The sequence below is a fragment of the Flagellimonas baculiformis genome (assembly GCF_033441575.1).
GTDB lineage: Bacteria > Bacteroidota > Bacteroidia > Flavobacteriales > Flavobacteriaceae > Flagellimonas > Flagellimonas baculiformis.
In genome coordinates this window covers 158,488-172,304 of the sequence record NZ_JAUZVW010000001.1, presented here as the reverse complement: position 1 = coordinate 172,304, position 13,817 = coordinate 158,488, and the positions used below count along the sequence as shown (strand labels likewise).

The window sequence follows — 13,817 nt, the reverse complement described above, 5'->3', positions numbered from 1 at the left end:
TTGTAAAAAGGGCAGAGGCTGATTTTGAACGATCAAAGTGAATTGAGAGAACACCTCTGCCCTTTTTCCTAGCTAATCAATCAAACAAACAAGATCTTTGATGACCGGGACCCGATCGGGTCCCGGTTTCTTAAGTTATTTTAAAATGGTCATCATCAATTGACGTCCCAGAACAGTTTTGTGGTCAAAACGTCACCACCAATGGATGAAGCCGCACTTTCATAGTTGGCCTTGTTCAATGTCTGTTCGGAAATCGGATAGATCAACCTGACCGGAACCGTAGGGACAAAAGATTGTGGTGGGGCTTCGAGAACTGGATAATCCAGTCGTCTGTACTCTGTCCAAGCTTCCAATCCTTGATTGAAAAGGGCCACCCATTTTTGCATCCCGATCTTTTCCTGCCAAGTTCCCGGTGCCGTGGCGTAATCCACATCGGGATTGGCCAGGTAGGCATCCGCACTGTCCGCAAGGCCATAGTACTCAAAAGAGGCCCTGATAGCTTCGGTATAATGGCCCGCGGCATCCGTTACACCACCAATGTTGCGTTCTGCAGCTTCTGCCAACAAAAATTCAATAGTGCTATAGTCCAAGAAAATAACAGGGGTGGTGGGTTGATAGAAAAGGGTGCCGAACTTGGAATAATTGTCATAAGGAACCACAAGCCCGGAGGGTGATCCTATGTATTCCCCATTCACATCCTGAAAGAACACGGCCCTGCGAGGGTCGTCCAGCGAGTTCATGTAATCCACAAAAGGCTCGGCCCCAACAAAATCCCTACGGTTTCCAACGGCAAGGTCAGTCCAAAGCTCTGCGGTGTTGGGCTGGGATTCCAGATGTTCCACTTGGGCGATGTCCGCATTCGAAGCGAAAATGTTGGGCAGGGCCGTAGTGATGGCTTGTGTTCCCAACGTTGGGTCTGCTTCCACGACACGCATGCCCATTTGGAAAAGCAATGAGTTCCCAAACTTTCTCCAACCGGCGACATCCCCATCATACAGGATGTCCTGCTGCCAAGACCCTTCTGAATCGTCCAATGTGGCAATGGCAGAGGTCAATCGGGCAATCAAATCGGAATAAATGACCTCGTCATTGTCGTATTCGGGGGAAATATTGTTGAAATCCAAGGCCTGGGAATAGGGAATATCACCAAAGGATTCCACCAATTTTGAATAGGTGAACACTGTCATGATCTCAATGATGGCCAGCTGGTTGGCTGCCACTGTGGCATTGGCCGGTGGGGTGTCCGCAATGACCTGGGCACTTTGGTCGAGATTGATCAAGACGCCCATGTACACATTGTTCCACGTAAAATTGGAGTAGTAGGTGGTCCCTTCGTTGTAGGTGACCGATGAAATCTGTTGAACCAGCAATCTTGTGGTGTTGAACGGGTTTCCGTTTGCACCATAGGTAATGCCGCTCAATAGGTCCGACATGTTCTTGACGGCGTTGTTGAAGAAGTTTTCCGCAGGAGCTTCAGTGGCGTTCTTGACATCCACGTTCATATCCTCCAAATCTCCAGAGCACGAAAAAAACAGGGCTATTAGAAATATGACAAAATAATTTTTCATAATTGATTTTTTTCTGGTTTAGAATTGAACTTGAAGGTTAAAACCAAGATTTTTTACCGTAGGCAATACCCCGTTTTGCGAACCTTGAAGGTTTCCTGAACTCAAGCCCGCCTCAGGATCGGCAAACGGAAGGTTCTTGTGTATGATCCATAGGTTGGAGCCTACCAGTCCCAACTTTAGCGATTGGATGCTCAACTTTTCCATAAAGGCCATCTTCGGAAAGTTATAGTTCAACGCAACTTCCCTGAGCTTCACATACGAGGCATCATAAATAAAGTAGGCCTGGGGCGCCATAACACTTCCAGTGGCGTTCCTATAATTGTCCATAGCGGTCCTTACCGTATTGGGCGAACCATCTGGCGCCACACCGTCCAAGATGATGCCCCCGCCATTGGCCAGTGAATTACGGATGGGGTTGCCAAGATCATTGAGACCTACTGACCAAGTGTACAGACCCGATCTGTTTCCAGTGGAAATATCATTGGAAAACACATCGCCTCCTTTTTGGATGTCTATCAAAAAGCTCAGGTCAAAATTCTTGTACTTGAAGGAGTTGGTGATACCGGCGGTCCAATCAGGGGTTATGTTGCCGATCACATTGTTGGATGTGGTGGTGCGCTCATAGGCTCCCGTGGTTTGGTTTACCAGAGGTTTTCCATCCACATAAATGTAATCTGTTCCTTGAATTGTCCCATAGGGCTCGCCCACAGTGGCATTTATGGAAACACCACTGACACTGCCGAGCTGCAAATTGCTTCCGCCTTCAAAAAGGGAAAGCACCTCGCTCTGGTTTTTGGCCCAGTTCACGTTGGCCCTCCATTGGAAGTCACCCGTGGGGATGATGGAGCCGTTCAATGCCACTTCTATACCTTTGTTCTCTATCTCACCCGCATTCACAAACTTGGATGAGTATCCTGTGGCCGTGGAGATGGCAACGGGAATGATCTGGTCTTTGGAATTGGTCTTGTAAACGGAAAGGTCCATGCCCAGCCTACTGTTTAAAAACCGCATTTCCAGACCGGCCTCTACACTGATGGTGGTTTCCGGTAGCAGCTCTGCATTGTTTTTGGTCGAATTGGTACCATACAACGGCACGGAACCAAAGGGAGTGGGCTTGTTGAGCACATCCACCAAGCTGTTGGCAGGGGCGGAGCTTCCTACCTCGGCATAATTGAGCCGTAGCTTACCAAAACTCAACCAGCTTTTTTCTATCAAGTTGGAAAAGACAAAACTGGAGGAAATGGAGGGGTAGAAGTAGGTACTGTTCTCGGAAGGTAATGTGGAGGAATGGTCAAATCGCCCTGTTAGGTCCAGATAGATCAAGTTGTCATATCCGAAAGAGGCCAGACCATAAAAACCGTCCACACCTACTTTTTCTACATTTTCCAAGGGGGCAGGGGGCAAATTCAGGGAATTGGACAAGGAAAATAAGCCTTCCAATACCAATCCGCCGTTGGTTTCGGCATAGATGGAGCTTAGGTCTGTCCTTCTGATATTGGTTCCAAGCACCCCGCTGATGTTCAACTTATCGGTCACATATTTGTTGAAGTTGAGCATCAGATCATAGTTTTCCTCACTAAAGTTGACGTTTCTGCGGGAATACCGGCCAACAGCTCCAGCCGTGCCCTTGTTGTTCCTTTCTTCCTGTATGAAGGAGTAGGTGTCCAAGGATACCCTTCCCTCGATGTTCAGCCAGTCGGTGAACTTGTATTTTACGGATACATTTCCAAAGACCCTGCTACGCGAATCGTTTTGGTAGTTTTCATACACCACCCAATACGGGTTGTCGATGGTTCCTCCCATAAAAGGGTCCACGTTCAGCCCCGTGTTGAAATAGGCATCCCTCAATTCGTCAATGCCCACGTTCATGGCCCAATATTTCCTCATGGACGAGATCACGTTCTGCGCATTGGCACCTGTTTCGTTTCCGGTACGGTTTCGTCCCAAGGCGTCCGTCAAAATATAATTGGCACTACCGCTTACAGAAAGTTTTTCGGTAATGTCAAAAGATGTGTTGATGGAAATGTTGTCCCTGTTCAGGTTGCTATTGGGCATGATGCCCTCTTGGCTGAAACGGGTATAGGCGATCCGATAGGTGGCCTTGTCACTACCTCCGGCGACCGCAACGCTGTTTGTGGTGGTTATGGGGGTTTCAAAGAAGTCGATCAACCTGCTGTTTGGAGCTTCCCATGGAGTGGGTTGCAGATAGTAAGGGGAACCCTCGTAAAAGGAATCCCATTGATACACCAATAAATTGGGATCGAACGGGGCTCCGTAAGACCCATAGGCCGTGGCCGGTGTGACGAGATCTAGCTCCCCATCACCGTTGACATCGGAATCCACAAAAAAGCTGTTGCCCGAACTGCCATATACAGCTCCGTATCCGGTACCATATTCGTATTGGAAATCGGGCCAGGTCGATTTATCTATCCAACCCGAAGTAATGTTGGAGTTGATGGTGATCGTGGGCTTTTGCTTTGCCCCGGCCCCGGATTTTGTAGTGATGATCACGGCACCGTTTGTGGCCCTGGACCCATAAAGAGCGGTCGCTGCTGCACCTTTCAGCACGTTGATGGATTTGATGTCGTTCGGGTTGATGTCCGAGGCCATGTTGCCATAATCAAACCCCCCGGTACCGCTTTGCTGGTCCGAAGTATTGAAGTTGGAGTTGCTCACCGGAACCCCATCCACCACAAAAAGGGCTTGGTTGTTCCCTGTCAAGGAAGTACTCCCTCGGATCACCACGTTGGTAGATCCGCCCATGTTGGTGTTCCTTTTGATCTGCACCCCGGCAATCTTACCGGAAAGTGAGTTGACCACGTTGTCGGTAGGGGTTCGGTTTACCTCTTCACCGTCAATTTCTTGGGTGGCATATCCCAGCGACTTTTTCTCCCTGGAAATACCAAGGGCGGTGACCACGACCTCATCCAACTGGGCCGAATTTTCTTCCAGTGTGATGGTTATCGGAGAAGTACCCGTCACTTCTACTTCTGCAGTTTTGAAACCAATGTAGGAAACGACCAGAATGGCACCTACTTCAGCTTCAATGGTAAAATTTCCGTCAAAATCGGTTTGTGTGCCTTCAGTGGTTCCTTTCACCATGATATTGGCACCCAAAAGGGGCATACCGGTATTGTCCACAACACTGCCCGTTACCGTGTTCTGCAAAATGGGGGTGGTTGCTGGTTCCACGAAAGCTCCCTGGTCGGGCTGAAAATTTGGGGATCTCATCAAAATGATCTGACGCCCCCTTACCTTATATATTATGGGCATGTTCTTGAACAAAAGGGTAAGTACTTCGTCAAGATTTTGGTTATTGGTCCGTAGCGTGACTTTCTTTTGGAGAGGAATCTGGTTGTATTCGTACATGAAACGGTATTCTGAGAGGGATTCAATCTCTCCCAGTGCCCTTTCAAGGGTAACTCCTTCCAGTTCAAGGGATAGCTTGTCCCCTTGGGAACCTGTGCCTGCTTGAATCTGGACAATTGAGGCGATAATCAGAAAAATGGTCAGTTTGGTTGGTAAACCATTCTTCAAGAATCCCTTCAGAAAAAGAAATCTAGATGGTTTTTTTTTCATAATTTTGAGTGATTTAAATTAGTTTGAATCGTTATTTATTACACAGTTTGAGAGAGGGAATGGGCCAACATTCCCTTTTTTTGTGTATTTGATTAAAATACTTATGTCATAGGCAGAGGGGTTTTTCAATGTTCATATATGGTTCAGTTGATTATGATTTCTTTGTTGCCGGTATTGCTCTTTTGATGGATCTCATAGCTGAACGGTGCTATGACCCTGAGCGCATCCAACACGTCTTCGATGCTTTCGACCTTTCTATTATATCTGGCATTGAAGGCTCTTTCCTCCAATCCCATGTTTTTATTGACAATACTTACATTGTAGGCCCTTTCCAGTTTTGTCAGGAGCTCTGAAAAAGGAGTTTCCCTGAACACAATCTCACCATTGAGCCAACTGGTGTAGAGCAGGGTGTCCACCTTTTCCACGCTCATGGTTTCTTGGACCTTGTCCCATGAACCCTTGTTGCCGGGCTCCAGTACGGTTTTATTTTCTGGGTTTGATTCATGTGAAAGGCTCACGGAACCTTCCACCAATACTGTATTGATGGTACTTTGCTCTTTGTAGGCGGTCACATTGAACTCTGTTCCCAATACTTGGACGGCCACTTGTTCGGAATTGACAATAAAGGGATGTTCCTTGTCCTTGGATACCTTGAAATAGGCTTCACCCGTCATGGTCACTTCCCTGTTGCCCTTTGTTGGGAATTTGGCGGGATACCTGATGTGGGTTCCGGAGTTCAATTGTATTTCTGTTCCGTCGGAAAGCACAAGAGTGAACACTTTCCCATTGGGAACATGGAGTTCATTGAACACGGGATGGTCCACATTTCCTAGGCCATACCTGAGGGTATTGCCTTCCTGTACGGCAACTACTTCCCCGGAGGCCAGAACAATGGATTGTTTTTTGCCCTCCTGTATCGGTTTTACGGCGTCTCCGGTATTGAGTGTAATGGTATTTTCGAGAACGGGTTGTTCATTGGGCTGTAGGGTCAACTTCAGGGCAATTCCCAAGGACACTATTCCTATAAAGATGGCTGCGTATTTTAAAATGGTGGACGTGGACAGTTTTCTTACTTTTTTGGCCGATAGGCGTTTCTGTACATCGGCCCAGTCTTTCTCCTCATTCAATGTTTCCATGAACTCCAAGGATTCATCGACCAGCCCTTCTTCCCATATTTTCTCCAAAAGTTCCCTATCGGAATCGGTGAGTCCGTCAGGGGAAATATCTTCTAGGTTTCCTGAAGATTTCATCTTTTGTAAATAGGTGTGCAATAGCTCCTTCTTGGACATGAAAATGTTTTTCTTTATATAGGAGTTGTCTTTTTTTGGGATCAGGGTGACAGATTGGATGTTTTTTTTTAAAACGTTAATTTTTGATACTCAATCCACTATTTGATGAATATTAAATTTATATTTCCTTAACTTTAAATCTCCTAATAACCCCCAAACCCAAAAAAATATGACAAATAAGGTGGAGGAGTTATTTAAAGATAACTATGCTTTATTATGTCTGGTCTCGTTTTCCTTCGTGAAGGATAGGGATGTTGCAAAGGATATAGTGCAGGATTTTTTTGTTTCCTTCTGGAACAAAAGGGACACGATAACCATTACGACCTCCTTCGAGTCCTATGCAAGAAAATCGGTCAAGAACCTCAGCCTTCAATACCTCGAAAAGGAAAAGAGAACACGCAGGCTGGGACATGACCTTGATATGGGCAAAGAAGACCCCCAGCCCCTGCTGGACAAGCCTCAAAAAAACAACAAGCTTTATGAACTGCTGAACCAAATGCCCGACAAAAGACGGGAAATCTTCATTTCGTTTGTCGTGCAGGGAAAAAGCTACTCGGAAATTGCCGAATCCAACGGGGTGTCCATCAATACCGTAAAGACCCAGATGAAAAGGGCATATGCTTTTCTAAGGTCCCACAAAAAGCAGGATTTCATCACTTTTTATTTGTTGCTCTTTTCGTTTTTTTACTAGCTTGTTCCATAGCTGGAACTTTCTTTTGACAATAACCCCATTATTGTTATTTGCGGATTGATTAGCTTTGCAGCTAAAAGAAATTTATGCTGGTCTGGGGACTTTTCATTGCTGCAATATTGATTTTTTTGGCCTTGGATCTTGGGGTCTTCAACAAAACCCCACACATCATAAGCGTAAAGGAAGCCTCCCTATGGACCGTCATATGGATCACAATGTCCTTTATTTTTTCCGGGGTGGTATATTGGCTATATGCCAGTGGCAGTATCGATAATGCGGACCAGTTGACCCCAACGGGTGCCAGCATGAAATACATCACCGGATATCTCATAGAGCTGTCGCTGAGCATCGACAATATTTTTGTCATTGCCATTATTTTCACTTCGTTCAACATTCCACAACGCTATCAGCACAGGGTATTGTTCTGGGGTATTCTGGGTGCCATAGTGTTCAGGGCACTCATGATCTTTTTTGGGATCGCCATCATCAAGAAGTTCAGTTTTGCCACCTATGTTTTCGGGGCATTTCTGTTGATCACGGCCTTTAGGATGCTTTTCTCCAAAGAAGAAAGTTTCAACCCAAAGAATTCCTTTATCTATAGAAATTTAAGGAAAGTAATGCCGATAACCACCCATATGGAGGGACAGAAATTCTTCATTAAACGTCGGCATATCACCGCGGCAACTCCCTTGTTCATAGCATTGGTGGTCATTGAATTCACCGATATTCTCTTTGCGCTGGACAGCGTACCGGCCATATTGGCCATCACTTCCGACCCATTTTTGGTGTTCAGTTCCAACATATTTGCCATCTTGGGGCTGCGGTCCATGTACTTTTTCTTGGCCCACATGATCAGCAAGTTCAGCTACCTCAAATACAGCTTGGTGGCCATCCTTATTTTCGTGGGGATCAAGCTCATATTGGCGCACCATTACACATTCCCGGAATGGCTCTCCCTTGGCTTCATTGCGGTGGCCCTTATTTTGGGGGTCGTGGTCTCTTTGAGCAGGGATTCGTCCGAAGAGTAGCGATGGTTTTGCTTGCAAGAACACGTCCAACCTTTTCAAAAGGTATGTATACATGAAAGCGAAAAGCGAACAGTGACATGAGTCATCCCTCAATGTTAATTTAATGTAATGCAATTGTAAATTTATTTCGACAATAGCTTATTTTTGCCTAAAAAGTAAGCTTGGAAATTCACTGGAAATCTTTTGGCAATAACCCGCTACAGCGCATACATCTGGAATACGCCGTCCAATTGCAGGTAAGGATGACCCTCATCAAAGAAGCAGAGCATTTGATGGACTATCTGTCATTGGTCATTGTTGAGGTGTGCGCGGATAACGGTACCGTTTCCATTGGCAAAGAAACCCCAGAACCTCTCTACTCCATCCTGGCCCGGAATTTTGACCCGTCAGGCTCTTTTACGACGGCCCAACGTCAACAAGAAGATAATGCTCTGGTGGCCTACTTCCAGGCTTCGAGCCCGCTTCCAGCATCTTTTTAAACTTTTTTAGGGTTCGATGGAACCGCGGTTACACTTAAAAATGCTTTTTTTGTAACCTTTTGAATGGATGCGGTTGTCCTATCTTTTTGAGGAATCCCTCATCCAAACCTAAAAAGCAATGTCCAAAAGCATATCAATTTGGAAGGCTCTTGCGCTCGCTATACTTTTTATAAGCTGCAAAACTTCCAACAAAAAGGAGTTGGCCATTTCCGGTCCAGAAATGAATCCATCTGCCAAAAGTGAGGTTCCGGACCAAATCCAACGCTATAGCAAGTACCAGGACAGCAGTATTGTTCTGATCAATGCAACGATTGTGGATGGTACGGGCAATTCCATCAAAAGAAACCAAACCATCATTGTCGAAAATGGACGGTTCAAAGCAATTGGCAAAGCTTCAGAAACTGAGATTCCCCCAAAAAGTACTTTGATCAACCTAAAGGGTAAAACCGTGATTCCCGGTTTTGTGGGAATGCACAACCATTTGCACATTCCAAGGTTCCCTTTTGTGGGCGACATAGCTTCAAAATTGTACCTAGCTTCGGGTGTTACCACCATACAGACCTGTGGGGCGGCATCTCCGGTAGAGGAGCTAAACCTCGCCTACCAAATAGCCGAAGGGAGCAAGGTAGGTCCTGATATAGTTCCCAGTGCCCCATTTATCACCGGCGAAGGCGGGAACCCCAATATGATCATTCCCAGAAATGAGAAGCATTTGAGGGATACCATGCAATATTGGATGAAAAAAGGGGTCAAGTGGTTCAAGGTATATCGCAACACCAGCCCCGAGGATTTAAAAATCATCATCGACGAAGCCCACAGGAACAATGCTAAGGTGAGGGGCCATCTATGTTCCGTTACCTTCGAGGAGGCCACAAAAATGGGAATTGATGGTATTGAACATGGGTTGAACAGTGCAAGTGATTTTAGGACCCATAAGGAAGCCGGTATTTGCAATGGCGGAAGGGAATACATGGACGAGCTCCTTATCGCTGGGCCAGAGGTAAAGAAATTACAACAATTGATGATCGACAACGAGGTAGTGTTGACCTCAACACTTTCCATTTATGAGGCCAGTGTGCCGAATAGGGCCTATGCCGATGATAGAACGTTGGAAACAATGTCACCTTACTTGCTTCAAACGTACCAAGAGCGGAGAAAGCAGTTTGATAAAGAGATCAAGGACCTCACCCGAGAAGGGCGCCTTAAAAGAATCATGCAATTCGAATACCAGTTCCATAAAATGGGTGGGCTTTTGTGCAGTGGTGTGGATGCGGGCAGGCACGTGCTTCCCGGATTTGGGGACCAAAGGAACTACGAACTGCTCCGAGAAGCCGGCTTTACTACCGAAGAAGCGGTACAGATCATGACCGGAAACGGGGCAAAGGCATTGGGAAGAACCGATATCGGCACTGTTGAGCAAGGCAAAAGGGCAGATTTTGTGGTTCTCGATGGAAATCTGGAAGAGGATCCCACCATCATCAAAAAAGTGGAAACGGTCTTTAAACAAGGAGTGGGGTATAATCCTAAACGGATTTTAGAGGAAGTAAAAGGACAATTTGGTAAAGAATGATAAGTCCTGGGAAAAACAGAAGTGGCTATATTTGGTAAAAAAGCACCTGTGATCGAAAGATTGTTCCGAAGGATTCCATTTATACTACCTATCCTTATAGGGTTTTCCGCCAATGCCCAAAAATGGGAGAATCCTTCTGAAAAATATACGGACGCCCACAAAAAATATATGGAGGCCACTTGCCCTGTTCCAATGGACCATATCCAACATTTTGTTTATTTCTCACGGGACAGGGAGTCGCTGATGGGGCATCCTCTCCTCCAAAATACAAGATTCAAGGGTGCACAGATCATGTATCCTTGGAAAGATTTGGAACCCAGAAAAGGAGAATATGATTTTTCCAAGATCAAAGAAGATATCGCGTATTTGAACCAGTTTGAAAAAAAATTGTTCATACAGCTCCAAGATGCAACATTTGATTCCCGATACAATGCTGTCCCCGATTATTTGTTGGGGAACGAATACGAAGGTGGGGCCGTTGTGCAATATACTGATAATGGTACCCCGGAAGGCTGGGTGGCAAAACGCTGGAACAAGAAGGTGAGGGAACGGTTCGCCGCACTTCTTATCGCTATGGGCAATGTGTTCGACGGCCAAATAGAGGGAATCAACCTTCAAGAAACGGCTATTGGGATAGATGAGGAAAAAAATCCGGATTTTACCCCTTCAGCTTATGTTGAGGGGATAAAAGATAACATGATGGCACTAAAAAAGGCATTTCCCAAATCGACAACGATGGTCTATGCCAATTTTATGCCCGGGGAGTGGTTGCCATTTGAAGACAAAGGCTATTTGCATGGGATTTACCAATATGGTGAGCAGATAGGAGTTGGACTCGGTGCCCCTGATTTAATGGTGACCCGAAAAGGCCAATTGAATCACGCTCTAGCACAGATGCACGAAGGAAGGTTCACGGTCCCTTTGGGTATCGCTGTACAAGATGGAAATTATATAGGTAAAACAGGTGCCGATATGGACTATAGTGAAGTAGATGATAAGGGAAATGGACGTGAAGAGAATAGGGTACCCATTTTACATGCATTTGCCAAGGACTTTCTGAAGGTCAACTATATGTTTTGGGTCAATCAAAAACCTTATTTTGAGGAGGACGTCATTCCCTGTTTTAAATAAATCCCGTTAAGGTACAGCTGTTTTGTAACCTTTTGCCCGTCTCGGTTTGTCCAATGGATGTGAATTCACCAAAAACACATTCAATAAGATAAACTTTTACACATGAGACGAATATATAAACTTTTGGGCATCTCTTTGCTGGCCCTTATGCCAATGGGAATCTTTTCCCAGAGCAAGACCGTGGAAACCCCTGAGGGAAAAACCATCACCCATGCAGCGTTGGATCGTGGGATAGAAAAAATCATAAAAGAAAAGAACATCCCGGGAATCTCCATCGCCATCATCAACAAGAACGAACTGGCATACCATAACGTTTTTGGAGTGGCGAATGCCGAAACAAAGGAATTGGTCACCAATGAGAGCATTTTTGAGGGGGCCTCACTTTCCAAACCCATTTTCGCCTATTTTGTAATGAAAATGGCGGATAACGGGGTGTTGGATTTGGACAGACCGCTCCACGAGTACCTCCCGCATCCGGGAATCGCACCCGAAAGCCAGGAAGATTACAAGTTGATCACCGCGCGCATGGTATTGGCACACCAAACAGGATTTCCCAACCATGCCAATGGCAAGCCCATACAATTGGCCTTTACCCCGGGAACTGATTTTATGTACTCTGGGGAAGCCTATCAATATTTGGCCGCTATTATAGGAATGTTGAAAGGTGTTGGTATGGGAAAAGACATGAACGATCTGTTTCAAAAAGAAGTGACGGAACCCCTTCAAATGGAGCATACCACCTTTGTTTGGGACGATTATCTCCAAAACCATAAGGTATATGGGCATGACAAGGAACTGAACCCTACGGCCAACAGACCGGTTGCGGGCCGTTGGAGTGGAAAAACGTTCAATGCTTTTTCCAGCGTCCACAGTGAAGCTTCGGAATACGCAAAATTCATCATTGCCATGCTCAAGCGCGAAGGGCTCTCACCAGCCTCTTTTGATGCCATGCTGAAAGAAGAGACCCATTTCTCGGAAGACAATCCGCTCAAAAAAGAGATTGGCCAGACCGGATGGGGCCTTGGGTTTGCCCAAAAGATAAGACCCAACGGCACGATGCACATGCACACGGGGAACAACCACGATTTTCAGGCTTACGCCATGTTCATCCCAGAAAAGGAATATGGGTTGGTGGTTTTTACCAATTGTGACAAAATGCCCATTTTTTTGGAGGAAATCTCGAACATATTGGGGGAACAATTTTAAACGTAACTTGCTGATAATACCTAAAAAACAATAGAATGGAAAACGTACAAGAGGCCCTTGGGGCACTGTTTCTGGTACTCGGACTGGTGGCCGTGATCTTCATCATCGCCAGATATACCTACCTTTTGAAGAAGGCCATGATCGAAAAAGGACTGCAGCCTTCCCCTTCAAACAAGAGGATGCAATATGTGGATATCGGGTGCATTGTGCTCGGATTGGGGATAGGGCTGATGGTATCGTCCGTTTTCACCACGATGGATCTTGCAGAAGATACTGCGGACCTGTTCATTTGGGGAACCATACTGATTTTTGGTGCATTGGGATTGCTCACGGCGCATTGGTTGAGAAAAAAGGAAGGTGGGCGATAGCAATTCCAAAGACATTGCACTGGTAAACAGGAGCTTGCAAGGGGATATGCAGGCCTTTCGGGAGTTGGTGGACGCCCATAAGGATGCCTCGCTGACCCTTGCCTGTTCCATTTTGAAGGATTCCATGATCGCAGAGGATGCCGTGCAGGCCACTTTCATCAAGGTACATCAAAAACTGCACACCTTTGGACAAAAATCCAAGTTTTCGACATGGCTGTACCGTATTGTGATCAATACTTCCTACAACGTGCTGAAACAACACAAAAAGTTTGTGGACCTTGCTGCCGTGGGGGAGGTGCAGGAGGCAACAGATCTTGGGAATGGCAATTCCAAGGAGCAGGACCAAAAAAAATATATCCATCAGGCCTTGGATGCCTTGAAACCGGATGAAGCCCTGGTGCTGAGACTTTTTTATCTGTATGAACACAAGATTGCCGAAATCCAGGAAATCACGGGATTTGGCAAGTCCAAGGTAAAGGTGGCCCTGCACCGGGGCCGCAACAATATGGAACAGGAGCTGAAAAAATTATTGGGTAACGAAATACACGAACTGCTATGAACGAAGAGGAAATTAAAAAAATCATTCAAAAAAGCGGCCTGAAGACCAAGGAGGATTTCACGGACAGGCTTATGCTGGAGTTGCAAAGAGAAGTCGCGGAAGAGCCTAAAAATATGGATTCTGTCCGACCGAAATTTTATTTTTTGGCTTCATTTGCCCTATTGCTCGGTATCGGGGCTGTTTTGTTTTTTGTGGGTGTACCTTCATTTTCAGTGGTAGACCTTAAGATTAACCTGCCCAAGACCCCCGTGTTTGTGGGAGTGTTGTTCCTGATTTTGTATGGGGCGAACAGGGTGTGGGCCCTTAGCTCTACTCAAGGGAACTATGAAGAAGAGTGGGGCACTTGATG

General features: G+C 45.9%; 12 protein-coding genes. 9 read left to right on the top strand and 3 right to left on the bottom strand.

Features of this window, described 5'->3' with window-relative positions:
• Positions 1-155: 155 nt before the first annotated feature.
• From SD450_RS00830 to SD450_RS00820, 3 genes are all read right to left on the bottom strand, one after another.
• Positions 156-1,568, bottom strand: coding sequence for a SusD/RagB family nutrient-binding outer membrane lipoprotein (locus SD450_RS00830; protein WP_318342763.1), 1,413 nt, complete (start codon positions 1,566-1,568; stop codon positions 156-158).
• A gap of 18 nt (positions 1,569-1,586) precedes the next feature.
• Positions 1,587-5,147, bottom strand: coding sequence for a SusC/RagA family TonB-linked outer membrane protein (locus SD450_RS00825; protein ID WP_318342762.1), 3,561 nt, complete (start codon positions 5,145-5,147; stop codon positions 1,587-1,589).
• A gap of 143 nt (positions 5,148-5,290) precedes the next feature.
• Positions 5,291-6,436, bottom strand: a complete 1,146-nt coding sequence (locus SD450_RS00820; protein ID WP_318342761.1) for a FecR family protein — start codon at positions 6,434-6,436, stop codon at positions 5,291-5,293.
• Positions 6,437-6,605: 169 nt separating this feature from the next.
• Between SD450_RS00820 and SD450_RS00815 the strand changes: the two genes are divergently transcribed.
• From SD450_RS00815 to SD450_RS00775, 9 genes are all read left to right on the top strand, one after another.
• Positions 6,606-7,127, top strand: coding sequence for an RNA polymerase sigma-70 factor (locus SD450_RS00815; protein ID WP_318342760.1), 522 nt, complete (start codon positions 6,606-6,608; stop codon positions 7,125-7,127).
• Between the two features lie 86 nt (positions 7,128-7,213).
• Positions 7,214-8,155, top strand: coding sequence for a TerC family protein (locus tag SD450_RS00810; protein WP_318342759.1), 942 nt, complete (start codon positions 7,214-7,216; stop codon positions 8,153-8,155).
• Positions 8,156-8,316: 161 nt separating this feature from the next.
• Positions 8,317-8,634 (top strand): hypothetical protein, encoded by a 318-nt coding sequence (locus SD450_RS00805; RefSeq protein WP_318342758.1) that lies wholly within the window; start codon positions 8,317-8,319, stop codon positions 8,632-8,634.
• A 118-nt stretch (positions 8,635-8,752) separates the two neighbouring features.
• The gene (locus SD450_RS00800; RefSeq protein ID WP_318342757.1) at positions 8,753-10,204 is read left to right on the top strand and encodes an amidohydrolase family protein; all 1,452 of its coding nucleotides are present in this window, start codon (positions 8,753-8,755) and stop codon (positions 10,202-10,204) included.
• Between the two features lie 48 nt (positions 10,205-10,252).
• A complete protein-coding gene (locus tag SD450_RS00795; protein WP_318342756.1) occupies positions 10,253-11,335 on the top strand; it encodes a hypothetical protein in 1,083 nt (360 codons plus the stop codon).
• A gap of 102 nt (positions 11,336-11,437) precedes the next feature.
• On the top strand, positions 11,438-12,541 hold the full coding sequence (locus tag SD450_RS00790) for a serine hydrolase domain-containing protein (RefSeq protein ID WP_318342755.1): 1,104 nt from the start codon (positions 11,438-11,440) through the stop codon (positions 12,539-12,541).
• Between the two features lie 35 nt (positions 12,542-12,576).
• Positions 12,577-12,909, top strand: coding sequence for a DUF6249 domain-containing protein (locus tag SD450_RS00785; protein ID WP_318342754.1), 333 nt, complete (start codon positions 12,577-12,579; stop codon positions 12,907-12,909).
• On the top strand, positions 12,899-13,468 hold the full coding sequence (locus SD450_RS00780) for an RNA polymerase sigma factor (RefSeq protein WP_318342753.1): 570 nt from the start codon (positions 12,899-12,901) through the stop codon (positions 13,466-13,468). The genes SD450_RS00785 and SD450_RS00780 overlap by 11 nt, the downstream gene beginning before the upstream one ends.
• On the top strand, positions 13,465-13,815 hold the full coding sequence (locus tag SD450_RS00775; RefSeq protein ID WP_318342752.1) for a hypothetical protein: 351 nt from the start codon (positions 13,465-13,467) through the stop codon (positions 13,813-13,815). Before SD450_RS00780 ends, SD450_RS00775 begins: the two co-directional genes overlap by 4 nt.
• The last annotated feature ends 2 nt before the right edge of the window (positions 13,816-13,817 follow it).

Bases quoted from the DNA above. Each gene is read 5' to 3' on its own strand.
- SD450_RS00815 (WP_318342760.1), top strand. From the start codon at position 6,606: ATGACAAATAAGGTGGAGGAGTTATTTAAAGATAACTATGCTTTATTA.
- SD450_RS00785 (WP_318342754.1), top strand. From the start codon at position 12,577: ATGGAAAACGTACAAGAGGCCCTTGGGGCACTGTTTCTGGTACTCGGA.
- SD450_RS00810 (WP_318342759.1), top strand. From the start codon at position 7,214: ATGCTGGTCTGGGGACTTTTCATTGCTGCAATATTGATTTTTTTGGCC.
- SD450_RS00820 (WP_318342761.1), bottom strand. From the start codon at position 6,436: ATGTCCAAGAAGGAGCTATTGCACACCTATTTACAAAAGATGAAATCT.
- SD450_RS00830 (WP_318342763.1), bottom strand. From the start codon at position 1,568: ATGAAAAATTATTTTGTCATATTTCTAATAGCCCTGTTTTTTTCGTGC.
- SD450_RS00800 (WP_318342757.1), top strand. From the start codon at position 8,753: ATGTCCAAAAGCATATCAATTTGGAAGGCTCTTGCGCTCGCTATACTT.
- SD450_RS00775 (WP_318342752.1), top strand. From the start codon at position 13,465: ATGAACGAAGAGGAAATTAAAAAAATCATTCAAAAAAGCGGCCTGAAG.
- SD450_RS00825 (WP_318342762.1), bottom strand. From the start codon at position 5,147: ATGAAAAAAAAACCATCTAGATTTCTTTTTCTGAAGGGATTCTTGAAG.
- SD450_RS00790 (WP_318342755.1), top strand. From the start codon at position 11,438: ATGAGACGAATATATAAACTTTTGGGCATCTCTTTGCTGGCCCTTATG.